At 60.0% G+C, this 25,995-nt stretch carries 28 protein-coding genes and 1 pseudogene; 15 read left to right on the top strand and 14 right to left on the bottom strand.

The genetic code is table 11. From position 1 onward, the window contains the following. Positions 1 to 192: 192 nt before the first annotated feature. The 4 genes from AC5SEM_RS24960 to AC5SEM_RS24945 form a co-directional block, all read right to left on the bottom strand. Positions 193 to 1,686, bottom strand: coding sequence for a YifB family Mg chelatase-like AAA ATPase (locus tag AC5SEM_RS24960; protein ID WP_077575019.1), 1,494 nt, complete (start codon positions 1,684 to 1,686; stop codon positions 193 to 195). 595 nt (positions 1,687 to 2,281) lie between these two features. Beyond that, positions 2,282 to 2,827: an N-acetyltransferase gene (locus tag AC5SEM_RS24955; protein ID WP_311196406.1), complete on the bottom strand. Its 546-nt coding sequence runs from the start codon at positions 2,825 to 2,827 to the stop codon at positions 2,282 to 2,284. Positions 2,828 to 3,023: 196 nt separating this feature from the next. Continuing rightward, positions 3,024 to 3,542 (bottom strand): BRO-N domain-containing protein, encoded by a 519-nt coding sequence (locus tag AC5SEM_RS24950; RefSeq protein ID WP_116028494.1) that lies wholly within the window; start codon positions 3,540 to 3,542, stop codon positions 3,024 to 3,026. Positions 3,543 to 3,901: 359 nt separating this feature from the next. Further along, entirely contained in the window at positions 3,902 to 4,162 is a 261-nt protein-coding gene (locus tag AC5SEM_RS24945; protein WP_007920416.1) for an accessory factor UbiK family protein, read from the bottom strand. Positions 4,163 to 4,576: 414 nt separating this feature from the next. Here AC5SEM_RS24945 and glnK point away from each other — a divergent pair, with 414 nt between their 5' ends. From glnK to sutA, 4 genes are all read left to right on the top strand, one after another. Then, positions 4,577 to 4,915 carry a P-II family nitrogen regulator gene (glnK, locus tag AC5SEM_RS24940; RefSeq protein ID WP_002555808.1) on the top strand — a complete coding sequence of 113 codons (339 nt, stop codon included), beginning with the start codon at positions 4,577 to 4,579 and terminating at the stop codon, positions 4,913 to 4,915. 38 nt (positions 4,916 to 4,953) lie between these two features. Next, complete coding sequence (locus tag AC5SEM_RS24935; protein WP_038359173.1) at positions 4,954 to 6,291, top strand: ammonium transporter; 1,338 nt, start codon at positions 4,954 to 4,956, stop codon at positions 6,289 to 6,291. Between the two features lie 215 nt (positions 6,292 to 6,506). Beyond that, on the top strand, positions 6,507 to 6,932 hold the full coding sequence (locus AC5SEM_RS24930) for a secondary thiamine-phosphate synthase enzyme YjbQ (protein WP_077575016.1): 426 nt from the start codon (positions 6,507 to 6,509) through the stop codon (positions 6,930 to 6,932). Between the two features lie 102 nt (positions 6,933 to 7,034). Then, positions 7,035 to 7,361: a dormancy-specific transcriptional regulator SutA gene (gene sutA / locus AC5SEM_RS24925; RefSeq protein ID WP_007920420.1), complete on the top strand. Its 327-nt coding sequence runs from the start codon at positions 7,035 to 7,037 to the stop codon at positions 7,359 to 7,361. A 189-nt stretch (positions 7,362 to 7,550) separates the two neighbouring features. Here sutA and AC5SEM_RS24920 read toward each other — a convergent pair whose 3' ends face one another. Genes AC5SEM_RS24920 through lptM form a run of 6 tightly spaced genes read right to left on the bottom strand, consistent with a single transcriptional unit; the run spans position 7,551 to position 12,160 of the window. Further along, positions 7,551 to 8,258, bottom strand: coding sequence for an HAD family hydrolase (locus AC5SEM_RS24920; RefSeq protein ID WP_495471486.1), 708 nt, complete (start codon positions 8,256 to 8,258; stop codon positions 7,551 to 7,553). After that, positions 8,255 to 9,154, bottom strand: a complete 900-nt coding sequence (gene xerC, locus AC5SEM_RS24915; RefSeq protein ID WP_034152032.1) for a tyrosine recombinase XerC — start codon at positions 9,152 to 9,154, stop codon at positions 8,255 to 8,257. The genes AC5SEM_RS24920 and xerC overlap by 4 nt, the downstream gene beginning before the upstream one ends. Before the next feature lie 2 nt (positions 9,155 to 9,156). Next, complete coding sequence (locus tag AC5SEM_RS24910) at positions 9,157 to 9,882, bottom strand: DUF484 family protein (protein WP_127930209.1); 726 nt, start codon at positions 9,880 to 9,882, stop codon at positions 9,157 to 9,159. Positions 9,883 to 9,895: 13 nt separating this feature from the next. Next, on the bottom strand, positions 9,896 to 10,726 hold the full coding sequence (gene dapF, locus AC5SEM_RS24905) for a diaminopimelate epimerase (protein WP_064389522.1): 831 nt from the start codon (positions 10,724 to 10,726) through the stop codon (positions 9,896 to 9,898). Between the two features lie 3 nt (positions 10,727 to 10,729). Further along, positions 10,730 to 11,977, bottom strand: coding sequence for a diaminopimelate decarboxylase (gene lysA, locus AC5SEM_RS24900; RefSeq protein ID WP_134175978.1), 1,248 nt, complete (start codon positions 11,975 to 11,977; stop codon positions 10,730 to 10,732). A 9-nt stretch (positions 11,978 to 11,986) separates the two neighbouring features. After that, entirely contained in the window at positions 11,987 to 12,160 is a 174-nt protein-coding gene (gene lptM / locus AC5SEM_RS24895; protein ID WP_042561715.1) for an LPS translocon maturation chaperone LptM, read from the bottom strand. A gap of 343 nt (positions 12,161 to 12,503) precedes the next feature. On the opposite strand from lptM, the gene cyaY reads away from it, so the two are divergent. The 3 genes from cyaY to rnk all read left to right on the top strand — a co-directional run bounded on the left by cyaY (position 12,504) and on the right by rnk (position 13,613). Then, the gene (gene cyaY, locus AC5SEM_RS24890; protein ID WP_007911100.1) at positions 12,504 to 12,836 is read left to right on the top strand and encodes an iron donor protein CyaY; all 333 of its coding nucleotides are present in this window, start codon (positions 12,504 to 12,506) and stop codon (positions 12,834 to 12,836) included. A gap of 4 nt (positions 12,837 to 12,840) precedes the next feature. Next, the gene (locus AC5SEM_RS24885) at positions 12,841 to 13,065 is read left to right on the top strand and encodes a DUF1289 domain-containing protein (RefSeq protein WP_454562302.1); all 225 of its coding nucleotides are present in this window, start codon (positions 12,841 to 12,843) and stop codon (positions 13,063 to 13,065) included. Between the two features lie 128 nt (positions 13,066 to 13,193). Beyond that, a complete protein-coding gene (gene rnk / locus AC5SEM_RS24880) occupies positions 13,194 to 13,613 on the top strand; it encodes a nucleoside diphosphate kinase regulator (RefSeq protein ID WP_016985881.1) in 420 nt (139 codons plus the stop codon). A 6-nt stretch (positions 13,614 to 13,619) separates the two neighbouring features. On the opposite strand, the gene AC5SEM_RS24875 is transcribed toward rnk, so the two are convergent. From AC5SEM_RS24875 to AC5SEM_RS24865, 3 genes are all read right to left on the bottom strand, one after another. Beyond that, positions 13,620 to 16,463: a class I adenylate cyclase gene (locus AC5SEM_RS24875; RefSeq protein WP_495471485.1), complete on the bottom strand. Its 2,844-nt coding sequence runs from the start codon at positions 16,461 to 16,463 to the stop codon at positions 13,620 to 13,622. A 183-nt stretch (positions 16,464 to 16,646) separates the two neighbouring features. Beyond that, positions 16,647 to 16,892 carry a TIGR02647 family protein gene (locus tag AC5SEM_RS24870; RefSeq protein ID WP_008084565.1) on the bottom strand — a complete coding sequence of 82 codons (246 nt, stop codon included), beginning with the start codon at positions 16,890 to 16,892 and terminating at the stop codon, positions 16,647 to 16,649. A gap of 254 nt (positions 16,893 to 17,146) precedes the next feature. Continuing rightward, positions 17,147 to 17,431, bottom strand: coding sequence for a hypothetical protein (locus tag AC5SEM_RS24865; protein WP_495471484.1), 285 nt, complete (start codon positions 17,429 to 17,431; stop codon positions 17,147 to 17,149). Positions 17,432 to 17,554: 123 nt separating this feature from the next. Between AC5SEM_RS24865 and AC5SEM_RS24860 the strand changes: the two genes are divergently transcribed. Then, positions 17,555 to 18,214, top strand: coding sequence for a glutathione S-transferase family protein (locus AC5SEM_RS24860; RefSeq protein ID WP_495471483.1), 660 nt, complete (start codon positions 17,555 to 17,557; stop codon positions 18,212 to 18,214). Positions 18,215 to 18,321: 107 nt separating this feature from the next. Here AC5SEM_RS24860 and argH read toward each other — a convergent pair whose 3' ends face one another. Then, positions 18,322 to 19,716 carry an argininosuccinate lyase gene (gene argH / locus AC5SEM_RS24855; RefSeq protein ID WP_007911110.1) on the bottom strand — a complete coding sequence of 465 codons (1,395 nt, stop codon included), beginning with the start codon at positions 19,714 to 19,716 and terminating at the stop codon, positions 18,322 to 18,324. Between the two features lie 333 nt (positions 19,717 to 20,049). On the opposite strand from argH, the pseudogene AC5SEM_RS24850 reads away from it, so the two are divergent. The 7 genes and pseudogenes from AC5SEM_RS24850 to AC5SEM_RS24820 form a co-directional block, all read left to right on the top strand. Further along, positions 20,050 to 20,190, top strand: a pseudogene (locus AC5SEM_RS24850) (sensor histidine kinase); the annotation flags it as partial. Then, entirely contained in the window at positions 20,187 to 20,933 is a 747-nt protein-coding gene (locus tag AC5SEM_RS24845) for a LytR/AlgR family response regulator transcription factor (protein ID WP_077575008.1), read from the top strand. The pseudogene AC5SEM_RS24850 and the gene AC5SEM_RS24845, both read left to right, overlap by 4 nt. Before the next feature lie 138 nt (positions 20,934 to 21,071). Further along, the gene (gene hemC, locus AC5SEM_RS24840; RefSeq protein WP_495471482.1) at positions 21,072 to 22,013 is read left to right on the top strand and encodes a hydroxymethylbilane synthase; all 942 of its coding nucleotides are present in this window, start codon (positions 21,072 to 21,074) and stop codon (positions 22,011 to 22,013) included. Continuing rightward, positions 22,010 to 22,771 (top strand): uroporphyrinogen-III synthase, encoded by a 762-nt coding sequence (locus AC5SEM_RS24835; RefSeq protein ID WP_495471481.1) that lies wholly within the window; start codon positions 22,010 to 22,012, stop codon positions 22,769 to 22,771. The genes hemC and AC5SEM_RS24835 overlap by 4 nt, the downstream gene beginning before the upstream one ends. A gap of 16 nt (positions 22,772 to 22,787) precedes the next feature. Continuing rightward, positions 22,788 to 23,930, top strand: coding sequence for a uroporphyrinogen-III C-methyltransferase (locus tag AC5SEM_RS24830; protein ID WP_077575005.1), 1,143 nt, complete (start codon positions 22,788 to 22,790; stop codon positions 23,928 to 23,930). Next, on the top strand, positions 23,927 to 25,165 hold the full coding sequence (locus AC5SEM_RS24825) for a heme biosynthesis protein HemY (protein ID WP_116028484.1): 1,239 nt from the start codon (positions 23,927 to 23,929) through the stop codon (positions 25,163 to 25,165). Before AC5SEM_RS24830 ends, AC5SEM_RS24825 begins: the two co-directional genes overlap by 4 nt. A 218-nt stretch (positions 25,166 to 25,383) precedes the next feature. Further along, on the top strand, positions 25,384 to 25,935 hold the full coding sequence (locus tag AC5SEM_RS24820) for a disulfide bond formation protein B (RefSeq protein WP_077575003.1): 552 nt from the start codon (positions 25,384 to 25,386) through the stop codon (positions 25,933 to 25,935). The last annotated feature ends 60 nt before the right edge of the window (positions 25,936 to 25,995 follow it).

Below are 25,995 nucleotides of genomic sequence, written 5' to 3'. Positions count from 1 at the left end.
TGCCCGGTGAACAGTAGAAATCTTGTCCATGATATCCCGCCTCCATTTCCACGCTGAAAAATGCTCGATGTCTTGACGATAGACGGATAAGTCGTAAAAAAGAGCGCTGTCGTTATATCACATGTCGGTCAATGGCCATCAGCGCTCGATGGTTATTTTCGGGGCAGTCCGTTGCGAGGAGCGTTGTCATTTTCATTGTGTTGCCGGGCGATACTGCAAAGCCTCCGCCAAGTGTTCGCGCGTGATGTCCTTTTCCTGGCTCAGATCGGCCAATGTCCTGGCGACCTTGAGCAACCTGTGCGCCGAGCGCAGTGACAGGGTCAGCCGTTCACAGGCTGACTCCAGCCAGGTCTCATCGGCTGTGGATAACTTGCAGTGACGACGCAGGCCTGGCAGATCAAGAAACGCATTGGCACATCCCTGGCGTTTCTGTTGTCGCTCGCGAGCCTCGGCTACCAACGCGGCCGCACTGGCGCTGTCTTCTCCTGGCTTTACCGCAGGGTTCAGCGCTGTCGCCTCCCGCGCTACCGTCAAGTGCAAATCGATTCGGTCCAGTAGCGGCCCTGACAACTTGTTGCGATAGCGTTGGACCATGTCCGGCGTGCACGAACACTTGCCACTGGGTTCGCCAAGATATCCACAGGGGCACGGGTTCATCGCGGCCACCAACTGAAAGCGCGCGGGAAAACGCACGCGATCCTTGGCCCGGGCGATGACGATATGCCCGGACTCCAAAGGCTCGCGCAGGACCTCCAGGACCTTGCGATCAAACTCCGGCAGTTCGTCGAGAAACAACACACCATGATGGGCCAGGGTGATTTCGCCGGGTTGCGGTTTTGAGCTGCCACCGACCAGTGCCGGCCCGGATGCCGAATGGTGCGGTTGCCGGAAGGGACGCTGCGGCCAATGGGTCAGTGGCGCGCCACTGGCAACTGACTGAATCGCCGCGACCTCCAGCGCTTCACTTTCGGTCAGCGGCGGAAGCAGGCCCGGCAATCGGCTGGCCAACAATGTTTTACCGGTTCCCGGAGGCCCGCTGAACAGCAGGTTATGCGCACCCGCAGCAGCAATCAGCAACGCCCGTTTCGCCGCCAGTTGGCCCTGCACTTCATTCAAGTCCGGATAGGGCTTGCTGGCATGCATCAACCCGTCAGATACATAGGGCTCAACCGGCGTATGCCCATTGAAATGCGCCACCGCCTCCAGCAAATGATCTACCGCAAACACCTTCAACCCCGAGGCCAGACACGCCTCCTCGGCATTCGCGCGCGGCACCACCAGCGCACGCCCCGCCTTGCGCGCCGCCAACGCTGCCGGCAACACGCCACGCACCGCCCGTACTGCGCCGGACAACGCCAACTCACCCAGACATTCCACATCATCCAGCGTCAGACACGGCACCTGCACACTCGCCGACAGAATCCCCAAGGCAATTGCCAGATCAAACCGCCCACCATCCTTGGGCAGATCCGCCGGTGCCAGATTCAAGGTGATCCGCCGCGCCGGAAACTGCAGCCCGGAATTGATGATCGCGCTGCGCACCCGATCCTTGCTCTCCTTCACCGCCGCCTCGGGCAGACCGACCATGGTCAGCGACGGCAGACCATTGGCCAGATGAACTTCGACGGTGACAGCGGGGGCTTCCACGCCAATCTGGGCGCGACTGTGGACGATGGAGAGAGACATGGTCGTTCCTTGAGCTGAATCGGGGGCCGCTTCCTGCGGGTTTTTGAAGGGTAGTTGAGCCGGGTTTCAGTGCTGAAATAGAGGTTTACAAGACGTATCAAGACCCGATGGGCTGTCACTGCTTGCCTGAATTGGAGCGTTGACTCTCGCCCGGCATTGACGGATCCTCCCGCTCGAGGACTGCAACTGCGCATTCGTCGGGACTGGGCACCAGTAAAAGCTCCCCCGCATTTTTGGCAGCAGAGAAAGCTGGTTTCTCTGAAGTAGTGACGACGGGCCAGCTCGTCGGATTCTGAACCCATGGTTGCAAAGCCAGGAGCTAAAGAATCGCTGCGACTACTCCTCCAAACACAAAAAAGGCGTCCTATGGACGCCTTTTTATTTTTGACTCAGGATCTTTTACCGGCCAGCGGGCCGCTTGGCTCAAGCTCTGGCCCACACGTAACAGCAACTTCAATAAATCGCCGTTGGTTGGCTGACATATCCCCAGCCAACCGGAGTGCTTCGAGATGTAGTTCAACAATCTGAAGAAGCTTTGCCTTTCGCTTTTTTGGGCTCATACGCACCTCGTGCGATTGGGTTGTTGATTTCGATGTTATTGACCGTTCACAGAAATGACAAGCCGGTTGGTGTGGTCGAATTCGAACCCCAGTTTCCGGTAGTAAAAAACAACATTCGGATCAGGATCCTGAATCTCGATTTCTTTGCATCCTAGCGCTCGCGCATAGTGATCTGCGACAAGCAGAGCAATTGGCGCGATCCTGCCGCGAAGCGGGTGCGCCCTATCCGGATGCCCTTCCAACAGAACAATCTTTAAGCAGATAGAGCTTGCGCGCGGGGTCGCATAGCACATGCCGCAAAGAGTCTGTTTGTACCATATCGCCAAATCCAGACCTTTCGCATCTTTACTTTTCCAGTCTGCAACGTCATCCCAAGGGAAAACTGTTGGCCCCTCCCAGAGAAAGTATTGCTTTATCGCTGCTGGGGTAATTGGCTCAAACTTGACCGCTGCTGCATCAATATTTGGGATTCTCGGGGCAATGTCCTTGAGAAAGAATTTGTAGGCGATCTTTCGCGAGTTTGATCTGAATGTCTGGTTACGAAGATCCGTTGCTTTGCCTTTTCTTCTCATTGTTTTCATCTGTTTGGATCTGGTCGCAGAAGATAGCCAGCAGAGAGGGGGCAGCGAAATCAGACGTGGCGGACGCGTTTTGTAGGACGTTACTTCTGTGAGTGGAGGATTTCGGAGTAGGAGGGGTGGAGATAACGAAGACACAAAAAAGGTCATTTCAGTGGTATCGCTGAAATGACCTTTGGTGAGGTTGCAGCGCAAAAATTCAGATCAATTGCAGAGCCTTTCTCCACCATGAGTTCACAACCGTGCGGTTTGCCTGTTCTCGCTCCGTCACCATGTGTGGCACATCTTGCAACCGTATCCACGGCTGATTATTCCAATGCAACAAACTCAACGTCATGTCCGGCCAGTTGAGCAAGCTGAGGTGTGGGCGTTCGCTTGTGCTGGGGTGTTGGGCGTCGCGCAGGGTGGGGATGACCTGGTGGGTGAGCCATTCGCGCAGGGCTCGGTATTCGGGGCAGTAGTGGTAGACGAGGAGGGCGTAGATGCCGGATTCGCTGATCAGCAGGGTGTTTTCGATCTGGTTGTGGATCAAGGTTTTGTGGGTTTGGTATTGGTCGGGGTCGAGTTTTCGCAGCATGCGTTCGTTGAGGTAGATGTGTAGCAGGCGACTCAGGTCTCGGGCGCAGAACCAGGGTTGGTTCTGGATGAGGAGGGCGTGGAGGGGGAGTTTGTGGCGGGTGAAGATGTGCGGGGTCAGATAAGTCTCTTCTTGATTCATTGTGCAGTTCCTCTTGCTTAAGGGGCTGCCCTCAATCGTCGCCAAACGATTGGGTGGCAGTTGTACGCGGGTTGGCGAACCGGAGCAAAAGGAACCCGGCAGACCCGAAGGTCTCCCACGCACAACCGCCATGAAACGATGTGGCGGTAAATGTAGCCGCCATCATGGTTGTCGTGCGCCTTAAGCTGTTCGGGTCGCCAAACCCGGTGCTGAACATTCAGCATCGGATGAGCTTAGAAACCTGGGCTTTTCGGCGCAATCGGACGGCGGTGGTGCAAGTTGTAGGAAGTTGCCGAGAAGATTGAAGGGCTGGAGATCAAAAGATCGCAGCCTTCGGCAGCTCTTACAGGGGGCGCGGATTATTCGGCGGGCGGCGTCAGCTTGGCTTCCATCTCGGCAACCTTGGCTTCGAGGCTTTCGAGGCGAGCGCGGGTGCGGGCCAGTACGACCATCTGGCTGTCGAATTCTTCGCGGCTGACCAGGTCGAGTTTGCTGAAGGCACTTTGCAGCAGCATCTTGAACTGGCTTTCGATTTCGGCTTTCGGCAGCGGGGTGTCGCCGCTGAAAAGGCGGGAGGCGGTGCCGCTCAGGGCGTCGAGGAAGTCTTTGGGCGCGAGCATGGTGGATGTCCTGGAAACAATGGCCGGCAGTGTATCACGCAGTGTCTATAGTCAATCTCGTGGTCAGGGATGCACGCTTTTCGCGCAGGCGGACGGATGGCGACGCACCGTTGTTGTGCGTATCCGGATGGGGTTTCGCACGGGATGGCGTGCGACAGCGGCCAAGGGATTGAAATCAGGGGATTTTGGCGAGATGGCAAGGTTTCTGCTTAGTCACCTTCGACCCATGCACTGATGCAGTCGCTGTGACGAATGCAGTGCGGCAGACGGAGCGGGGAGTTTCGTCGGCAGCGGTTAGCTGGCGTCAGTCGGGCAGGTACGGCCGACGATGCGTTACAAAGCCAGGCACTGCGCTTAGACTTGAGTCGGGTTTGTTTTCCTGGGGCAAGTCCACCAATTCGGGAGAGAGTTTTCATGAAGCTAGTCACTGCCATCATCAAGCCGTTCAAGTTGGACGACGTGCGCGAGTCGCTGTCCGAAATCGGCGTGCAGGGCATTACCGTTACTGAAGTCAAAGGCTTCGGCCGGCAGAAGGGTCACACCGAGCTGTATCGCGGCGCGGAATATGTGGTCGATTTTCTGCCCAAGGTGAAAATCGACGTGGCCATCGACGACAAGGATCTGGATCGGGTGATCGAGGCGATCACCAAAGCGGCCAACACCGGCAAGATCGGTGACGGCAAGATCTTCGTGGTCAATCTGGAACAGGCGATCCGCATCCGTACCGGCGAAACCGATACCGACGCGATTTAACCGCCGCCACAAACCCCAACGCCCCAGGAGAAAACAATATGACTCTGCGTAAATTCGCAGGGCTAGGAGCCCTGTTGTCTATCGTAATGCCAAGCCTTGCAATGGCGGCAGACGAAGTGGCGGCCCCGGTCCTCAATTCCGGCGACACTGCCTGGATGCTGACCTCAACGGCACTTGTGCTGTTCATGACCATTCCCGGCCTGGCGCTGTTCTACGGCGGCATGGTTCGCTCGAAAAACATTCTTTCCGTGATGATGCAGTGCTTCGCCATTACCGGTCTGATCAGCATCCTGTGGGTCATTTATGGCTACAGCATTGCGTTCGACACCACCGGCATGGAGCAGGGCGTCGTCAACTTCAACTCGTTCTTCGGCGGCATGGGCAAGGCGTTCCTCGCCGGTGTCACGCCCTCGAGCCTGACCGGTCCTGCGGCGTTGTTCCCTGAGGCGGTGTTCATCACCTTCCAGATGACCTTCGCGATCATCACCCCGGCGCTGATCGTCGGTGCGTTCGCTGAGCGGATGAAGTTCTCCGCGATGCTGATCTTCATGGCTATCTGGTTCACCCTGGTTTACGCGCCGATCGCGCACATGGTCTGGTCCGGCAACGGCGGCTTGATGTGGGACTGGGGCGTGCTCGACTTCGCGGGCGGCACCGTGGTGCACATCAACGCCGGTGTCGCCGGTCTGATTGCCTGCCTGGTATTGGGCAAGCGTAAAGGCTTCCCGACCACCCCGATGGCCCCGCACAACCTCGGTTACACCCTGATGGGCGCGGCGATGCTGTGGGTCGGCTGGTTCGGCTTCAACGCCGGTTCCGCTGCGGCGGCCAACGGCACTGCCGGCATGGCGATGCTGGTCACTCAGATCGCTACCGCCGCCGCCGCGCTGGGCTGGATGTTTGCCGAGTGGGTCACCCACGGCAAGCCAAGCGCGCTGGGCATCGCCTCGGGTGTGGTGGCCGGTCTGGTCGCGATCACTCCGGCTGCCGGCACCGTGGGCCCGATGGGCGCACTGGTCATCGGTCTGGCTGCAGGCGTGGTGTGCTTCTTCTGCGCCACCACGCTGAAACGCAAACTGGGTTATGACGACTCCCTGGATGCCTTCGGCGTGCACGGTATCGGCGGTATCCTCGGCGCGATCCTCACCGGTGTGTTCGCAGCTCCTGCTCTGGGTGGCTTCGGCACCGTCACCGATATCGGTGCGCAAGTGTGGATTCAGGTCAAAGGCGTGGGCTTCACGGTGATCTACACCGCGATCGTCACCTTTATCATCCTCAAGGTCCTCGACGCCGTCATGGGTCTGCGTGTGACCGAGGAAGAAGAGTCGGTCGGCCTCGATCTGGCACAACACAACGAACGCGGCTACAACCTGTAAGTACGCGCATTAAAAAACTTGCCCGGTTCGCCGGGCATTTTTTTGTCTGGAATTTGTCGCAGAGAGAACAGCTGAAAGGATTTTTCGTACGGCTTTGGTCGTGTTTACGACGAGCGTTTTTCTGCGGCCAATGGCTTACATCATTGCAGGAATATTAGGGCCTTTGTTTTTTCCCAGAGCGCGCTAGAATGCGCCCCGAACGTGCGGAGAACTGTATGTGGCAACAGACTCTGATAACCCTGCGGGCACGGCCCCGGGGCTTTCATCTGGTAACGGACGAGTTACTCGCTGGCCTGCCTGAACTCAGGGAGTGCCGGGTCGGTCTGTTGCATTTGTGGCTGCAGCATACCTCGGCGTCGTTGACCATCAACGAGAACGCCGATCCGGCGGTACGTCGCGACTTCGAACGATTTTTCAATCGTCTGATCCCACAAGGAGCAGACGGCTATGAGCATAACGACGAAGGCCTGGACGACCTCCCGGCGCACTTCAAGGCCAGCGTGCTTGGCTGCCAGATCAGTCTGCCGGTTTCGGCAGGTCGTTTGGCACTGGGGACCTGGCAAGGCGTTTATCTGGGCGAGCACCGTGATCATGGCGGTGCTCGAAAAGTCCTCGCCACCTTGCACGGTGAAGGGGCATAAACCGTTGGTCACCAATGGTTACTGATTTTTTAACGGCGACTTTCGACAGTTGCCAAAGCTGGTCTATAACTAATCTGCTTTTCGCAAGTCATGAGGTAGAACATGAGCGACGATGATCTGGAAAACGACGACCTCGAAGTAGGCGACGAAGACGAGGCCGAGGAAGGCTTGGAAGCAGCAGCGGAAGACGTTGCTGACGACGATGGTGGCGACGATACGCCGGCCCCGGCTGCCAAAGGCAAAGCCAAGGCTGCGGTGTCGGTAGATGAGTTGCCGAGCATTGAAGCCAAGAACAAGGAACGCGACGCCCTGGCCAAGGCCATGGAAGAGTTCCTGTCGCGCGGCGGCAAGGTTCAGGAAGTGGAGGCCAATGTGGTCGCCGATCCTCCGAAGAAGCCCGACAACAAGTACGGCAGCCGCCCTATCTGAGGCGTGCCGCTTGCTTGCTGAAAAAGCCCGCCGTCGCTGCGGGCTTTTTCATGTCTGGAATTCCGCAATTGAAGTGAACGCAATTCCCCTGTGGGAGTGAGCCTGCTCGCGATAGCGGTGTGTCAGTCAGCCCAGATGTATCTGACACACCGCTATCGCGAGCAGGCTCACTCCTACAAGGGAACTTTGTCAGTTCGAGAGGGCATTCCAGCGGGCAAGCACCGCTGGCAAATCACTCAGGCTGCGAATCTCGGCATCCGGCAGACGATCCGCTTCCCAGACTTTGCCCGCCGGGTTAAACCAGATTGCCCGCAACCCCGCCTGCTGCGCCCCGGCAATGTCATCACCCGGATGATCACCAATATGAACTGCGGTTTCGGCCGTGGCGCCACCGCGCTGTAACGCTTCATGAAACAGCCGTGCATCAGGTTTGGCGATGCCGATGTCTTCCGCGCACAACGCAAACTTGAAGTAGTCCGCCAACCCCAACCGGCGCACATCGGCATTGCCATTGGTGACCACGCCAAGCGCATAGTGATTGGCGAGAATCTCCAGCACGGGCTCTACTTCAGGGAACACTTCGATCTGATGCCGCGCATGCAGGAACACTTCAAAGCCCTTGTCGGCCAGGTCGGATGCTTCGTCATGGGCGTACCCGGCGTCTTCCATCGCATGAAACAACACCCGCCGACGTAGCGCGCTGATCCGATGCTTGAGGCCCGGCTCGTTAGCCAATACGCGCTCACGAATCGCCCACAAATGCTCCACTGGCACGGCGCCCAGGTTCGGCGCATGTTCGCTCAGCCATTCGCGCAATACCGCTTCGGCGCTGACGATCACCGGGGCGGTGTCCCACAGGGTGTCGTCGAGGTCGAAGGTGATCAACTGGATGCTCATGAATCATCGCCTTTCATGCGTTTGGCCCGTGGATGGGCGCTGTCGTAGACCGCCGCCAGGTGCTGGAAGTCCAGATGGGTATAAATCTGCGTGGTCTTGATGTCCGAGTGGCCGAGCAATTCCTGCACGGCGCGCAGGTCCTGTGAAGACTCCAGCAAGTGGCTGGCAAAGGAGTGCCGCAGCATGTGCGGGTGCAGGTTCTGCCCCAGCTCGCGCTCACCGGCGAGTTTGACCCGCACCTGAATCGCTCGCGGGCCGAGGCGCCGGCCTTGCTGGCTGACGAACACGGCATCGTCCGCCGGGTTGGTCATGGCCCGCAACGGCAGCCATTGTTCGATCGCTTCACGGGCCTTTTTGCCCACTGGCAGCAGTCGGGTCTTGCTGCCCTTGCCCAGTACCTGAACCATGCCATCGGCCAGGTCGAGTTGATCGAGATTGAGTCCGGTCAGCTCTGACAAACGCAGGCCGGAGGAATAGAACAACTCAAGAATCGCCTGGTCACGCCGCGCGAGAAAATCATCCTCGACCGCACCTTCAAGCAGTTGCAGCGCACGATCGGTGTCGAGGGTTTTCGGCAGGCGACGTTCGCCTTTCGGCGGCGCCAGACCGGTCGCCGGATCATGGTCACAAAGGCCTTCGCGATTCAGATAGTGGTAGAGCCCACGAACCGCCGACAGCAGCCGCGCGAGGCTGCGCGAGGACTGACCTTGTGCATGCAAACGGGCGATCAGGCTGCGCAGGCGCTGAATATCCAGCGCGGCCCAACTGCCAATGTTCTGTTTGACGCACCAGCCAAGGACTTTGTCGAGGTCGCGGCGGTAGGCCGACAGCGTGTGCGGCGACACCTGTCGCTCACTGCGCAGGTGTTCGCAGTAAGCGTCCAGTTGTCGTTCCATGCTCAGCGTACCGAGCGCAGGGAGCTGTTGACCCGTGGCAGCACGCGGCCCATGACTTCGGCGATGTAGCTGAGGAACAGCGTACCGACCGAACTCTTGTAGTGCTGCGGATCACGGCTGGCGATCGCCAGAATCCCATGGATGCCTTGATGGCTGACCGCGACCACAGCGGTGGAGCCGATCTGCTTGCGCTGTTCTTCGCCGAAGAGGAAGTCCAGTTCGTGCTCGCGCAGGCTGCCGCTGACGCTTTTGCCTTCGGTGAGCAAGCCGCCGATGGCGACTTGGGCGTCTGCGTGGCTGACCCAGCGACCGACCGGTGCCGGGTTGTCACCGAGCAGGATCAGGCTGACAAAAGGCACCTGAAAGTCTTGACGCAGACTGTCTTCGACGCTGATCACCACGTCTTCCAGGCTGGAGGCGTCCATCAGGGCGAGGATCAGCCGACGAGTCTTGTCGAACAGGCGATCGTTGTCGCGGGCGACGTCCATCAACTGCGAGAGGCGGTGGCGCATCTCGATATTGCGATCGCGCAGAATGGTCATCTGCCGCTCGACCAGCGAAACGGTATCGCCACGCTGGTGCGGAATGCGCATCGCGGGCAGCAGTTCTTCGTGCTCGACGAAGAAGTCCGGATGAGCCTCGAGGTATGCGGCAACCGCTGCCGCCTCCAGGCTCTCGGACGCTGATTCGTCGGACTGTCGGGCGGGTACCTGAGGCTTATCGGTCATGGTTTCTGCTCACTCAAAGACGTACTTGTCCTTCGTATACACGCACTGCCGGACCGGTCATCAGCACCGGTTGGCCAGGGCCTGCCCATTCAATGGACAGACGCCCGCCGGGCAGGTCGATCAATAGCGGCGAATCCATCCACCCCTGGCTTATCGCAGCGACAGCCGCTGCACACGCGCCGGTGCCGCAGGCCTGGGTTTCCCCGGCGCCACGTTCCCACACGCGCAGCTGCGCGCGGTTGCGGTCGATGACCTGGAGAAAACCGACATTCACTCGCGCCGGGAAGCGCGGATGGTGTTCGATTTTCGGCCCCAGTTCATGCACCGGTGCGCTGTTGATGTCCTGCACGCGCAGCACTGCGTGAGGGTTGCCCATCGACACGGCGGCCAGTTCGACGGTGGTGCCGTCGACTTCCAGCTGATAGCTGATGGCTTGCGCTGGCGCGTCGAACGGAATATCCGCTGGCACCAGACGCGGGGCGCCCATGTTTACGCCGATCTGGCCGTCGTTACGCACGTCCAGCTCGATGATGCCGCCCTTGGTCTCGACGCGAATCTGCCGTTTCGCGGTCAGACGCTTGTCGAGCACGAAGCGGGCGAAGCAGCGCGCGCCGTTGCCGCATTGCTCGACTTCCGAGCCATCGGAATTGAAGATCCGATAACGGAAATCCACGTCCGGGTTGCTCGGCGCCTCGACGATCAGCAACTGGTCGAAACCGATGCCGGTGTGGCGGTCGCCCCATTGCTTGGCGTGCTTTGGCTGAATATGCGCGTGCTGGCTGACCAGGTCGAGAACCATGAAGTCATTGCCCAAGCCGTGCATTTTAGTAAAACGCAGCAGCATGGGTTACTCCGGCAGCAGGCTTTCGCCGGCAAACAGCTCAGCCACGGTTTCGCGGCGGCGCACTTCAAAAACCTGATCACCGTCTACCAACACTTCAGCGGCACGGCCACGGGTGTTGTAGTTGGAGCTCATCACAAAACCGTAGGCACCGGCCGAATGCACGGCCAGCAGGTCGCCTTCTTCCAGCGCCAGTTCACGATCCTTGGCGAGGAAGTCACCGGTTTCGCAGATCGGGCCAACGATGTCGTATTTGCGCGCAGCGCTGTCACGCGGTTTGACCGCGGTAACGTCCATCCACGCCTGATACAGCGCCGGGCGGATCAGGTCGTTCATCGCCGCGTCGACGATGGCGAAATCCTTGTGTTCGGTGTGCTTGAGGTACTCGACCTGAGTCAGCAGCACGCCGGCGTTGGCAACGATGAAACGGCCTGGCTCGAAAACCAGCGCCAGATCACGACCGTTGAGACGCTCGCGCACGGCTTTGATGTAGTCGGCAGCCAATGGCGGCTCTTCATCACGATAACGCACACCCAGACCACCACCGAGATCGATGTGGCGCAGGTGAATGCCGCAATCGCCGAGACGGTCGACCAGATCCAGCAGGCGGTCGAGCGCGTCGAGGAACGGTGGCAGCGTGGTCAGTTGCGAACCGATGTGGCAGTCGACGCCAACTACTTCCAGGTTCGGCAGATGTGCGGCACGCACGTACACGTCTTCGGCGTCGGCAATGGCGATGCCGAACTTGTTCTCTTTGAGACCGGTGGAAATGTACGGGTGGGTGCCGGCATCGACGTCCGGGTTAACCCGTAGCGATACCGGTGCACGAACGCCCAGCTCGGCGGCAACCACTTGCAGGCGTTCCAACTCGTCGGTGGATTCGACGTTGAAGCAGTGCACGCCGACTTCGAGGGCGCGACGCATGTCGTCACGGGTCTTGCCGACTCCGGAGAAGACGATCTTGTCCGGGCTGCCACCAGCGGCGAGAACGCGTTCCAGCTCGCCACGGGAAACGATGTCGAAACCGGCGCCGAGGCGGGCCAGGACATTCAGTACGCCGAGGTTGGAGTTGGCTTTGACGGCAAAGCAGACCAGGTGCGGCATGCCGGCCAGTGCGTCGGCGTAAGCCAGATACTGGGCTTCGATGTGTGCGCGCGAGTAAACATAGGTGGGCGTGCCGAAACGGTCGGCGATGGCTGACAGCGCCACCCCTTCCGCGAACAGCTCCCCGCCACGGTAGTTAAAAGCGTCCATGGCGATCCCTTAGTAAACGTCGTGCTTGTGTGCTTTCGAAGCAGGCTGCTTTTGCGAAGACTGGGCTTGCTCGGCCGGGTCCTGATCATCATCGGGCAGGTACAGCGGGCCTTTTTGACCGCAGGCCGAAACAAGGCAGGCAACCGCGACGAGCGCAGCAAGGGAAGAGATCAGGCGCTTCATGGCGAAATCCTTGAAAATGCGTTAATTGCGCCGGAGTATACCGGCCACCCGGCGGCTTGCCTATGCGATGGGGTTCCCGTCCGGCGGGGCTTGCCTAAAGCTGCCCTAACCGCCGCAATCTCCTGTAGGAGTGAGCCGGCTCCGGGCGGCGATCCGACGATAGCGGAGTGTCAGATACCTATATGCTGACTGACACACCGCTATCGCGAGCAGGCTCACTCCTACAAGGGTTTGGTGTCAGGAGTGGGGCAAGGTGCTTGGTCGTTAATCTTTGCAATCGGCCGGCAGCGTCCGTATCTTTCGGCGCTTGTGCCTGATCAGAACATTTTTTGAGGTTGCCGCAATGAGTTTGTCCGAAGCCCGTTTTCACGATCTGGTCGATGAAACCCAGGAAAAACTGGAAGACATCTTTGACGAAAGTGATCTGGATATCGACATGGAGAACTCGGCCGGTGTGCTCACCGTCAAGTTCGAAAACGGCTCGCAGCTGATCTTCAGCCGCCAGGAGCCGCTGCGTCAGCTGTGGCTGGCGGCGGTGTCCGGAGGTTTCCACTTCGACTACGACGAAGAAAGCGAGCGCTGGATGTGCGACAAGAGCGAAGAGCAATTGGGCGAAATGCTCGAGCGCATCGTCAAGCAACAGGCTGGCGCTGAATTCGACTTCGAAGGTCTGTGATTCCGTGACCGACACCGCTCCTGTTCGTCCACCGAAGCCGCTTTACAGCAACATCAGCCCGGCCGTGCCTTCGCCATGCAGCGGCGTTTGTCGGCTGGACGAGCAGAAGGTTTGCCTCGGCTGCTTCCGCCATGTCGAGGACATTCGCGAATGGCGTTCGGCGGACGATGAGCGCCGGCGAGTGATTTGCGCGCAGGCGTCCCGGCGCAAGCAGTGCGGCGGGGCGTGACTTGTATATTTTTTGAGCTGTGATAGTGTCCGAACACGCCTCAACCCATCGAGGCCTGGTGAAAACCCCGTCTTTTTTGGCGGGGTTTTGCTTTTTTTGTGTGCAGAAGAAAGGAGTCTGCCCGGATCATGACCGCACCTTCCATCACCCTTACCCGTCTGGACGTGCAACGTCTGGAGCGCTTGATCGACAGCCTGAACGATAAAGACCAGGCCGCGCCGGGCGTGATTGCGCTGCAAACCGAGCTGGACCGCGCCGATACCGTGGTCGGCCACGATGAAGTGCCCGCCGATGTCGTGACGATGAATTCCCGTGTGCATTGCCGCGAAGAAGGCAGTGGCAAGGATTACCACCTGACGCTGGTCTATCCGAAGGATGCCAACGCCGATGAGGGCAAGATCTCGATCCTGGCCCCGGTCGGCAGTGCGTTGCTGGGCCTGAAGGTCGGTCAGCACATTGACTGGCCGGCACCCGGTGGCAAGACCCTCAAACTGACTTTGCTGGAAGTCGAATCGCAACCGGCCAACGGTGGCGCGTTTCCCGAGTAACCCGCCTCAGACCTGTTCGAGTGCCTCGTTCAGGGCGCGCTCCAGGTCAGCCTTGTAGCGCAGATACAGATTGCTTGAACTCTGCCCGTCACCGAGCAGGCCCGAAAGGTCGAGGTCGGTGATGTAGCAGCGATAGCGTTCGCTCTCGCGGCGCTGCTCGACGATCTCCCGGGCGACCACGCTGAACAGCTGGTCGCCATGTTCCAGCTCGCTGAATTCCCGTTGATTGCAATACAAAGTGACCTGCACTTCGCCCGGTGCGGCTTTGCCGACGATCGCCTGCACGTCGTAGAACGGCTTGTTCACTGGCGTCTGCGGTGCCGGCCGCGCTTCGACCCGGCGCGCGCGCCCCGGACCCGAAGGCAATAACTGGTAATACAAGGTTTCGAGACGGGCATCCGGGCCGGCGTCCATCGGCAGCACGGCTTCGCGACGGAACAGAATCGACTGCAGGAAGCGCTGCAAAGGCACCAACAGACTTTGCTCATCGTGATAGGGCAAATGTTGCTGCCACAGCGCATTGAACTCATCCAATACGTACAACTCGGCCTGCTGTTCGGTGATCCGGTAGAACACTTGAATACATTCCGGCTGACCCATCGGCAGGATCAATGCGAGGTCATGTTCCTCCAGCGCCATCGGGTCCAGATGCAGCGGGCTGTAGCGCGGCTGTTCCTCGCCGAGGTAATCGAGCAGGGCCGGAAGGGTGGCGAGGGCGACGTGGTTGACCTGGCCCGGCACCAATTCCAGTACGTGGTAATGCTGCTGCACCTGAATCAGATAGCGGTGATTCAACTCGCTGAGCAGCAGGTTCTGCGCGGTGTCGATGATTTCTTCTACCCGGCGGGCAATGAACTGCGCGCGGTTGTGGCAGAAGCAACGCACCTTCAACGACGGCTGCAAGGCCCCGCGCGGCAGATTGTTAAGGTAGTCGCGCAGGCAATCGAGCAGGGCATGCGGGCCGTCGAAGCGGCTGACCAGTACTTCGTTCCAGCTATTGAGCGTGACCTGATCCAGCGTCAGCACGAGGTTTTCGCGCACCCCGGCGTAACTCAGCGAGTCGGTACGCTCGGTGGTCATCAGGATATTGAGGTCGCGGTGATGCTTGAGCGGGTCGACGCCGACGTTGACCAGAATCAGCACTTCGCTCGGCACCGCGGCGCGCAGCAACGGTTCTTCCGCGACGGTGGGCAAGGGCAGGGCGATGCACTGTTGCAGGCTGCCGAGCAGGTTGAACAGTTCGAACTCGCTCAGGTCGCTGGTGCCGGGATGCAGGGCCAGACGCGTGCTGCTGTCGATCACGCCGTTGCGGTGGCACCAGGTCAGCAATTCAAGCAATTCGCGGCTGCGCTTGATCGGCGCGAAGTGTTCCCACTCCAATGCGGTCAGGCTGCCGTTGTACAGGCCCCACTGAGTTTGCCCCGGCTCCTTTTTGTTACGCGACTGCACCAGCGTCAGGGTGTCTTCGGCCAGATCCGGGGCGATGCCGGGGTTGATGAACTCGACCTTGTCGGCCTTGCGTTCGAAGGCGGCATAGAGCCGGCGGCCGAGCACATTGAGGTCACGCTTGTTGATCAGGCTGACGGTCTGCTCGGTGCGGGCGAATTGGGTCAGAAAGCGATAGCTGTAGTTCAGCTCATTGACCAGTGCGCGGCGCTCGGCGCTGACCTGGCGGACTTTCCACTGGCTGCGGCTATCCAGCAGCGTCAGTTGTCGCTGATCCCAATGCCATTCGCTGGCCAGCCGTTCCAGCAACGTGCGTTGCCAGCTCTGGGTGCGGCTGTTGCCGGTGAGCTTGCGGTTGACCTTCAGGTACAGCGCGCGGCGCACCAGTTCCAGCCGCTCCGGCTCGTTACGCGCGGTGAGGTATTCCTCGATACGCCGGTACACCACCATGTACGGATCCAGTTCATCCAGATCCAGCTGGTTGGCGAACACGGCTTTCTTGAAGCGCAGGCTCAGGCATTGCACTTGCGGGTGTTCGCTGGCGTAGACCTCGGTCAGCAGCAGTTTCAGTACCGACTTGTAGGGCGACTCGATGCCTTTGAACAACTGCCACAATCCGGCACCAATGAACTCGCCCGGCGGAATCGTCGCCAGATGGCCAAGGTCGAGGGTTTCGTCGGCGCGGATAAAGCGCTTGGACAGCAGGGTGTGGGTGTAAAGGTCGTAGGCAGTTTCTTCGTAAACCGGCACCAGCCACCAGATCGGCGTGCGCCCGGCCAGCCAGATCGCGGTGCGATAAAACTCGTCCAGCAACAGATAGTGCTGAGTGCTGCCGCAGTTTTCCGAGCTGAGCTGGGTGTCGCGTTCGCCTTTGACGAAGCGCACCGGGTCGATCAGGAAAAAATGCGCCTCGGCGCCCTGACTCGCGGCCCAGGCTTCCAGCAACTGACATTTCTTGCCCAGTTCGGCGAGTTCGCTTTCGCTCAGATCCGGCGCGTGGCAGACCCACACGTCCATGTCGCTCTGATCGGCCTGCGCCAGCGTGCCGAGGCTGCCCATCAGGAACAGGCCATGAATCGGGCGCGGTGGATTGCTGCCGTGGCGCGGCTTGTAGGAGAACGAACGGGTCAGGCGTTGCGCTTCGGCGAGGGTGTTGGCATCCGGCTCGTAATTCGACAGGCCGGCCGGTGTACTGCCCGAGACATAACCCGGCAGCAGCGGGTGATTGACGTGAAAGAACAGCGGCAACAACGTCAACACGCTCTGTTGACGTGTCGACAGGCCTTCGAGGGCGCGGCCGAGGCGGCCTTCATTGAGTTTGAGAAAACGCGCGCGCAGCTGGCCGAGGACCTTGCGGTCGATGCCTTCGTCCAGGTCGGGGCGGATTTCGTGGGTGCGCGTCATGTCAGCTCAAACCGGCTCGAAGGCTCGGACGTAGAGGGTCTCGGAATGTCAGGCAGTTTAGCCTTAGCGCAGCGGGACTTTTAAGCTGAATTTGTTTTTTGACGTCAGATTTCTATCGTGGGCGACCGGGCAGGCCCGCGGAAATCCCGTGGCAGGAGTTCCCGTGGGCAAAGTCAGGGGGGATCAGGCGGTTTCTTGCTCTCTCAGAATGGTCAGCACGGTTTGCACATTTTGTGCGGCATCGCGACCGAGGCTGGTCAGATACCCGCCATCGGGCTGATCGGTCAGATCTTTTTCAAAGAGGCGTTTGGCGGCAGAAATATGTTTCGGGGCAGCGGTCTGATGAATTTTCAAACCTTCCTGGGAACTGTCCAGGGGAAAGAGTGCGAGGACTTCCAGTTCGGCAACCAACTCAGGGGTAAGCGACATAAGGACTCCAGACTTTCTAGGAATTGGACGACAGCGTCCCTAAGGTGAACCCGCTTTTGCGGCATGTCCAGTGCTCAGATCAGGGATTTTGTCTTGAGGCGGATTCCAGTGTAGTCGGGGCCGGGGAGTTGGCTGGATGGATACGTTACAAACATTGTAGGAGTGAGCCTGCTCGCGATTAGCGGAGTGCCTGTCAGCATATTCTTCACTGACAGAACGCTATCGCGAGCAGGCTCACTCCTACAGGATCGGGGTTACTGCTTTTCCGGTGGCAGCTCTGGCAATGCACGCAGCGCCGCTTCGTACCATTCGGTATTGAACGGGCGGTCTTCATCAAGCATCGCGTCAATCTCGTAGGCCAGCACATGCGCCATCAGGTTGAGGATCTCTTCACGCTCAGTTCCGACCAGTGTCAGCTTGTTGAAAGTCGCTTTGGCCGCTGGCGGGTTGTCGCTTTCGATCTGGTTCTCGATGGCTTCGATCAACGTAGCCTCGGTGAACTCTTCTTCGTCGTTGTCGATGTCTGTCGGCTCGCTCATGGCAGGCTCCTCATGGAAAGGCGCCAGTTTACCCGCATTCAGCGGGGTGATGCTGCTGGCGCGATTCGCCTGCACGATCTATAAACAGGCCCTGCCCACCCCGCACGGCCTGGAGGCTATGTGATGTTCAAGCTCTACGGATTCTCAGTCAGCAACTACTACAACATGGTCAAGCTGGCGCTGCTGGAAAAAGGCCTACCGTTCGAAGAGGTCACGTTCTATCCGGCGCAGACACCGGAATCTCTGGCAATCAGCCCGCGCGGCAAGGTCCCGGTGCTCGGCGTAGACGCCGGTTTCATCAACGAAACGGCGATCATCCTCGAATACCTCGAACAAACCCAGAAAGGCACACCGCTGCTGCCGAGCGATCCGTTCGAACGCGCGCAGGTGCTGGCGATTGCCAAGGAAATCGAGCTGTACATCGAGCTGCCGGGACGCGCCTGCTATGGCGAGGCGTTCTTCGGCATGAGCCTGCCGGAGGCGATCAAGGAAAAGACCCAAACCGAATTGCTGCTGGGTTTTGCGGCGCTGGGCCGGCACGGCAAATTCGCCCCGTACGTGGCGGGCGACAGTCTGAGCATTGCCGATTTGTATTTCCTCTACAGCGTGCCGCTGGCCTGTGCGGTCGGGCAGAAGCTGTTCGGGATTGATTTGCTGGCGGAGTTGCCACAGGCGAAGGCGCTGCTGGAGCGGCTGGAGCAGAATCCGCATGTGCAGAAGATTGCGGCGGACAAGGATGCGGCGATGCCTGCGTTTTTGGCGATGATCGCTGCCAAGAAGTGAGGTTTTTAGTGAGTTGAAAGCAGCTATCGCGAGCAGGCTCACTCCTACAGGGGAACGCATTCCAATGTAGGAGTGAGCCTGCTCGCGATGCTTTTGGCTTTTGGCTGTTAGCGGCTGGCGATCAGGGCCTGACCGCGTACCACAGCAGCCTTGACCTGCGCCGGCGCAGTGCCGCCGATATGGTCACGGGCATTCACCGAGCCTTCCAGGGTCAGCACGGCAAACACATCCTGCTCGATCTGATCGCTGAACTGGCGCAGTTCTTCCAGGCTCATCTCGGCCAGATCCTTGCCAGTGTCCACACCGTATTTCACGGCATGGCCAACGATCTCGTGGCAATCACGGAACGGCAGGCCACGGCGCACCAGATAATCCGCCAGATCGGTCGCGGTGGAGAAACCACGCAGCGCCGCTTCACGCATGATCGCGTGCTTCGGTTTGATCGCCGGGATCATGTCGGCAAAGGCCCGCAGCGAGTCGCGCAGGGTGTCGGCGGCGTCGAACAGCGGCTCTTTGTCTTCCTGGTTGTCTTTGTTGTAGGCCAGCGGTTGGCCCTTCATCAAGGTCAGCAGGCCCATCAGTGCGCCGAACACACGGCCGGTCTTACCACGCACCAGTTCCGGTACGTCGGGGTTTTTCTTTTGCGGCATGATCGAGCTGCCGGTGCAGAAGCGGTCCGGCAGATCGATGAACTGGAATTGCGCGCTGGTCCACAACACCAGCTCTTCGGAGAAGCGCGACAAGTGCATCATCGCGATGCTCGCGGCCGAGCAGAATTCGATGGCGAAGTCACGATCGGACACGTTATCCAGCGAGTTGCCGCCGACGGCGTCGAAGCCCAGCAGTTGCGCGGTGTATTCGCGGTCGATCGGGTAGGTCGTGCCGGCCAGCGCGGCGCTGCCCAGTGGCATGCGGTTGGTGCGCTTGCGGCAATCGACCAGGCGCTCGTAATCGCGGCTGAGCATTTCGAACCAGGCCAGCATGTGGTGCCCGAAGGTCACTGGCTGCGCGGTCTGCAAGTGAGTGAAGCCGGGCATGATGCTCGCCGCTTCGCGCTCGGCTTGCTCCAGCAGGCCTTTTTGCAGGCGGGTGATCTCGGCGAGGATCAGGTCGATTTCGTCACGCAGCCACAAGCGGATGTCGGTCGCGACCTGGTCGTTACGGCTGCGTCCGGTGTGCAGCTTTTTGCCGGTGACGCCGATGCGATCGGTCAGGCGTGCTTCGATGTTCATGTGCACGTCTTCGAGGTCGATGCGCCAGTCGAACTGACCGGCCTCGATTTCGCCCTGAATGGTCTTCAGGCCATCGATGATGCTGTCGCGCTCGGCATCGGTCAGCACGCCGACCTTGGCCAGCATGGTGGCGTGGGCGATCGAGCCCATGATGTCGTGGCGATACAGGCGCTGGTCGAAAGTGACGGAGGCGGTGAAGCGGGCGACGAAGGCGTCGACGGGTTCACTGAAGCGGCCGCCCCAGGACTGATTGGTCTTGTCAGTGCTCATGAATTCGCTCGTATCGGCTTGAAGAAAAAAGGCGTGAAACGCTGGCGCGGATAATAACAGGGTTGCCAATCCTGTCGCTGACACTGGTCGATACGTTTTTTTCTCATTGTGTGCGCCATAGTTGACGCTGGCCCCGGAGGTTTTGCGCAACGATATTTTTCGATTGAGCAATATCGGCCCGGCAAGCGTCTACAGTTGGACATAAGGGTCGGTGAGACTTGGATCGGGCAAAGATCTGGCCGCCGACTATAAGAAGAGGGGATGGGTGTAATTGTCCTTCGACAATCCCCGTGAAAAACGCAGAAACAGCGGGCTTTGAGCAGTACGACCCGGACACTGGCAAATATTGCTGGCCGACGTACGGCACTTTTTGGCGCTCGGGCTAGTCTTAGCGTGGATCGCGGTGACGGACGTCACTTCACCTGTCTACGCTATCCTTGTGCGAGACTCACGCAGGAATCCAGCGCAATATGAATGTCCTGATCGTTGATGACGAACCACTTGCTCGCGAGCGCCTCAGCCGAATGGTGAGCGAGCTCGAGGGCTACACAGTTCTGGAGCCCAGCGCCACGAATGGCGAAGAGGCGTTGGCACTGATCGACAGCCACAAGCCGGATATCGTGCTGCTCGATATTCGTATGCCGGGCCTGGATGGCCTGCAGGTTGCTGCCCGTCTGTGCGAACGCGAAACGCCGCCGGCCGTGGTGTTTTGCACCAGCCCCGATGAATTTGCCGTGGAAGCCCTGCAGGCCAGCGCCGTGGGCTATGTGGTGAAACCTGTGCGAACCGAACATCTGCATGACGCCCTGAAACGGGCTGAACGTCCCAATCGGGCGCAACTCTCGGCCCTGACCCGTCCCGCTGCCGAGAGTGGCTCCGGCCCGCGCAGCCATATCAGCGCCCGCACCCGCAAAGGCATTGAACTGATCCCGCTGGATCAGGTGGTCTACTTTATCGCCGACCACAAATACGTGACGTTGCGTCACGAGGCGGGCGAGGTGCTGCTGGACGAACCACTCAAAGCTCTCGAGGACGAATTCGGCGAGCGCTTCGTGCGTATCCATCGCAACGCGCTGGTCGCCCGTGAGCGTATCGAACGTCTGCAGCGCACGCCGCTGGGGCATTTCCAGCTGTTCCTCAAAGGTCTCAATGGTGATGCGCTGATCGTCAGCCGTCGGCATGTAGCCGGTGTGCGCAAAATGATGCAGGGCTTGTAACCCGGTCATTCCGGGTGGCTCCAGCTTCTTATTACCGGGCACTGCAGGCCAGGGAGGCCGCGCCGACTCTGATTCAAGTCAAAGTGGATTTGGCTGAGCTGTTATTATCCGCCGTATCTATTCAGTACGGATTGATCCATGTCCTCTCGCGAAATCCGCATCGCCACCCGTAAAAGTGCGCTGGCCCTCTGGCAGGCCGAATACGTCAAAGCCCGTCTGCAGGCGGCCCATCCGGGTTTGCTGGTGACGCTGGTGCCCATGGTCAGTCGCGGCGACAAGCTGCTCGATTCGCCCCTGTCGAAGATCGGCGGCAAGGGCCTGTTCGTCAAAGAACTGGAAACCGCGCTGCTGGAAAACGAAGCCGACATCGCCGTGCATTCGATGAAAGACGTGCCGATGGATTTCCCTGAAGGCCTCGGTCTGTTCTGCATTTGCGAGCGCGAAGATCCGCGTGATGCCTTCGTTTCCAATACCTATGCCAGCCTCGATGCGTTGCCTGCCGGCGCCATTGTCGGCACCTCCAGCCTGCGTCGTCAGGCGCAATTGCTGACTCGCCGCCCGGACCTGGAAATCCGCTTCCTGCGTGGCAACGTCAACACGCGCCTGGCCAAGCTCGATGCCGGCGAGTACGACGCAATCATCCTCGCGGCGGCCGGTCTGATCCGTCTTGGTTTCGAAGACCGCATCACCTCCGCGATCAGTGTCGATGACAGCCTGCCGGCCGGTGGCCAGGGCGCGGTCGGCATCGAATGCCGCAGCGCCGACACTGAAATCCACGCCTTGCTCGCACCGCTGCATCACGCCGATACCACTTCGCGTGTGACCGCAGAACGTGCCCTCAACAAACATTTGAATGGCGGATGCCAAGTGCCGATCGCCTGCTACGCCGTGCTCGAAGGCGAGCAGTTGTGGCTGCGCGGCCTGGTCGGTGAGCCGAGCGGTGGCAAGCTGCTCAGCGCCGAAGCCCGGGCACCGCGCGCCGAGGCCGAAGCGCTGGGTGTGCAAGTTGCCGAAGACCTGCTGCGCCAGGGTGCGGATGACATTCTCAAAGCAGTCTATGGCGAGGCAGGTCACGAGTGACTGGCTGGCGCCTGCTGCTGACGCGCCCTGCGGAAGACTGCACGGCGCTGGCGCAGACGTTGGCCGTGCAGGGGGTTTTCAGTAGCTGTTTGCCGCTTCTGGATATTGTCGCGCTGCCGGTCTCTGACAAAATTCGTCGGGCGATCGCGCAGTTGCCGCGTTGCAACGCGGTGATTGTGATCAGCAAACCGGCGGCTCGCATTGCGGTGGATCTGCTAGACGGCTCGTCGTCGCTGACGATGCCTTGGTTCAGTGTTGGAGCCGCGACTGCGCAGATTCTTCACGATCACGGCCTCGACGTCAGCTTCCCGGCTGACGGCGATGACAGCGAAGCCTTGCTGCAATTACCGCGTCTGCGTGAGGCAGTCAGTCAGCCCGGCGCGCAGGTATTGATCCTGCGCGGTGAGGGCGGGCGCGAACTACTCGCCGAGCGCCTGCGCGAGCTAGGTGCTAGTGTCGAGTATCTGGAATTGTATCGACGTGACCTGCCAGCCTATGCGGCGAACGAACTGCCACGGCGGATCGCAGCGGAACGCTTGAACGGGCTGGTGGTCAGCAGTGGACAGGGTTTCGAGCACCTGCGTCAGATGGCCGGCGATGCCTGGCCGACAATCGCGCAATTGCCGTTGTTTGTACCAAGCCCAAGGGTCGCCGAGCTGGCACGTGCCGCCGGGGCTCAAACAGTTGTGGATTGCCGCGGCGCGAGTGCCGCGGCTTTGCTGACGGCGTTACGGGAGCATCCCGAACCCGTTTTCTAATGCAAAGGATGGATACGTGAGCGAAACAGCCTTGCCTAAAGATGACGTCCAGCCTGTGATTGAAACCCAGGTTGAAGCTCCACCGCCGGCCACAGAGCCGCGCCGAGGCAATGGGCTGGCCATCGTCGCCCTGTTGCTCGGCGCTGCCGGCGTCGCGATCGGTGGCTGGGGTGTCTGGCAGGTCCGTCACCTGCAGACCAACACTCAGCAGCAGTCCGGTGAAGTGCAGGCATTGAATGATCAGGCGCAGAGCCTGAAGCTCAATGAACAGCGTTTGACCGAGCGCCTCGCGCAGTTGCCGGGTGCCGAGGAACTTGCCGAGCGTCAGCGTCTGGTGACGCAGATTCAGGGTGATCAACAACGCCTCAATCAACGTCTGGAAACCGTCCTCGGCGCCAGCCGCAAGGACTGGCGTCTGGCCGAGGCCGAGCACTTGCTGCGTCTGGCCAGCCTGCGTCTTTCGGCGTTGCAGGACATCAGCAGCGCTCAGGCGCTGGTGCAGGGCGCGGACGAAATTCTTCGTGAGCAAAACGATCCCGGCTCTTTCGCCGCTCGCGAGCAAGTGGCGAAAACCCTGGTGGCGCTGCGTAGCACGGCGCAACCGGATCGCACCGGTCTGTTCCTGCGGCTCGGCGCATTGCGTGATCAGGTCATCGACCTCACCGAGCTGGCGCCGGAGTACAAGGATCGCGGCGAATCGCTGCTGGGCCTGACCGCCGACGGTGACGGCGCCAGTCGTTGGGCGCAGTGGTGGGATAAGGTCTCGCGTTACATCCGTATCGATTTCAATGCCGACAAGAATGTGCGGCCGCTGCTGGCCGGACAGAGTCTGAGCCAAGTACGTCTGGCCCTGAGCCTGGCGCTGGAGCAGGCGCAGTGGGCTGCGCTCAACGGGCAGGCGCCGGTCTACACCCAGGCACTGGCCGAAGCGCGTGATGTGCTCAAGGGCAATTTCAACCCGGACAATCCGCAAAGCAAAGTGATGCTCGAACAGGTCGGCGAGTTGAGCAAGGAGCCGGTTACGGTCACGACCCCGGATCTCGCCGGTACGCTGAGCGCGGTGCAAGCCTATCTTGAGCGGCGCAACGTCAACGCCGAAGAGTCGGTGAAACCCTTCGCCAAACCTGCCGCCAACACCGCGCAGGAGACCACGCCATGAAACGCCTGTATGTGATCGTGTTTCTGGTGATCGCGGCGACGGCGGCGCTGGGGCTGGCGATCGCCGAGCATTCCGGTTACGTGCTGGTGGCCTACAAGAGCTTCCGCTACGAGTCGAGCCTGTGGGCGACACTGGCGGTGATCGCAGTGTTGTGGCTGCTGATCTGGGGGATCAAGGCGCTGGTTGAATTGGTCATGACCTCCAGTGGTGTGGTCAACCCATGGTCACGCCGCAACCGCAGTCGCCGCGTGCAAGTGGCGATCGAGCACGGCCAACTGGATCTGGCCGAAGGTCGCTGGGCCAGCGCTCAGCGTCATCTTTATCGAGCGGCTGAGGCCGAGCGTCAGCCATTGCTGTATTACCTCGGCGCTGCCCGCGCGGCCAATGAGCAAGGCAATTACGAAGAGTGTGATCGTTTGCTGGAGCGCGCACTGGAGCGTCAGCCGCAAGCGGAATTGGCAATCGCTCTGAGCCATGCGCAGTTGCAGACCGACCGTGGCGATACCGACGGTGCCTTGGTGACCCTGCAAGCGATGCATGATCGCCATCCGCACAATGCGCAGACACTGCGGCAGTTGCAGCGCTTGTATCAGCAGCGCGGCGAATGGTCGGCGGTGATTCGCTTGCTGCCGGAGTTGCGCAAGGACAAAGTCCTGCCACCCGCCGAACTGGCTGAACTTGAACGCCGCGCCTGGGGTGAGAACCTTTCGCTGGCCGCCCAGCGTGAAGAGGACGGGACAGTTGGTCTGCAGTCGCTCACGCGCGCCTGGCAGCAACTCACCTCGGCGCAGCGGCAAGAGCCGCCGCTGGTGTTGGCGTACGCCGAACAGTTGCGTCAGTTGGGCGCTCAGGTCGAAGCGGAAGAAGTGCTGCGCACTGCCCTCAAGCGCAAGTACGACAGCCATCTGGCCCGCCTCTACGGTCTGGTGCGCGGCAGCGATCCGGCCCGTCAGTTGCAAACCGCCGAAGGCTGGCTGAAAGATCATCCGAGCGATCCGAGCTTGCTGTTGACCCTCGGCCGGCTGTGTCTGCAAACCAGTCTGTGGGGCAAGGCGCGGGATTATCTGGAAAGCAGCCTGCGTGTGCAGCGCAATCCGGAAGCCTGTGCGGAGCTGGCGCGTCTGCTCGCACAGCTGGGCGATACCGAACGCAGCAATCAGTTGTTTCAGGAAGGCCTCGGTCTGCTCGACGAACGCCTGCTGGCCGCGCCGTTGCCGGTTCCTGCTCACGTCTGAAGTGGTGGGGGAGTTCGCTCCCTCGCGTGTCTTTTGTGGCTGGAATTTCAACTTCGGTGAGTGTCCGGGGCAAATTCCTACAGCGGGTTACATCTATTCCTCTCGAACCTGTCGGGTTTTCCCTACACCTCTGGTGAACTGTCGGCAGGGCCTTGCCTTGAAAGGCTGACACGCTTTCCTCTACCGTAACCGTCTGTCTCTATTGGTACGGAAAAGCCATGTCGTTGGCCTGCTCACGCTCCTTGTTCTTCATGGCTTTCACTGCGGGGGCCTTTGCTCTGGGAGCTTCCTATTATCTTGAATATGCTGTCGGTCTGATCCCATGCAGCCTGTGTCTGGTGCAGCGCCTGTTCCTTACGCTGCTGTGCGTATCCAGCGGTGTGGCGGCGGTGCACGGCCCCATGCGTGTCGGTTTGTGGTTCTACTGGCTGATGACGCTGGGCGCGAGCCTTGGTGGCACTACGGCTGCCTGGCGGCAGGTGCTGATCCAGAGTGATCCGCTGCTGCATCTGCTCAATTGCTCGCCAGCCCCCGAGGCATTGTTCAGTGGTCTGCCGTGGATCTGTGCGCTGCAAAGTATGTTTAGCGGCGGTGCCGATTGTGCGGAAATTTCCTGGACCCTGTTCGACCTGAGCATCCCGGAGTGGAGCCTGTTGTTCTTTGTCGCCGTCTCGATTCTCGCGGTGTATCAGATGTTGCGGCTGGTCTGGAGTGCTCTGCAACGCCCGCTCAGCGGCGAAGCGTCGCACCCGGCGCTGCTGCGGGATTAAACACTTGTATGAACTTTATCTCCTGCGTACCTTGAAGCCATAGGCGTGCGGGCATAATCT

The organism is Pseudomonas sp. CH61 (genome assembly GCF_059429415.1).
The sequence above is the reverse complement of the archived record's forward strand: the minus strand, read 5'-3'. Positions and strand labels throughout refer to the sequence as shown.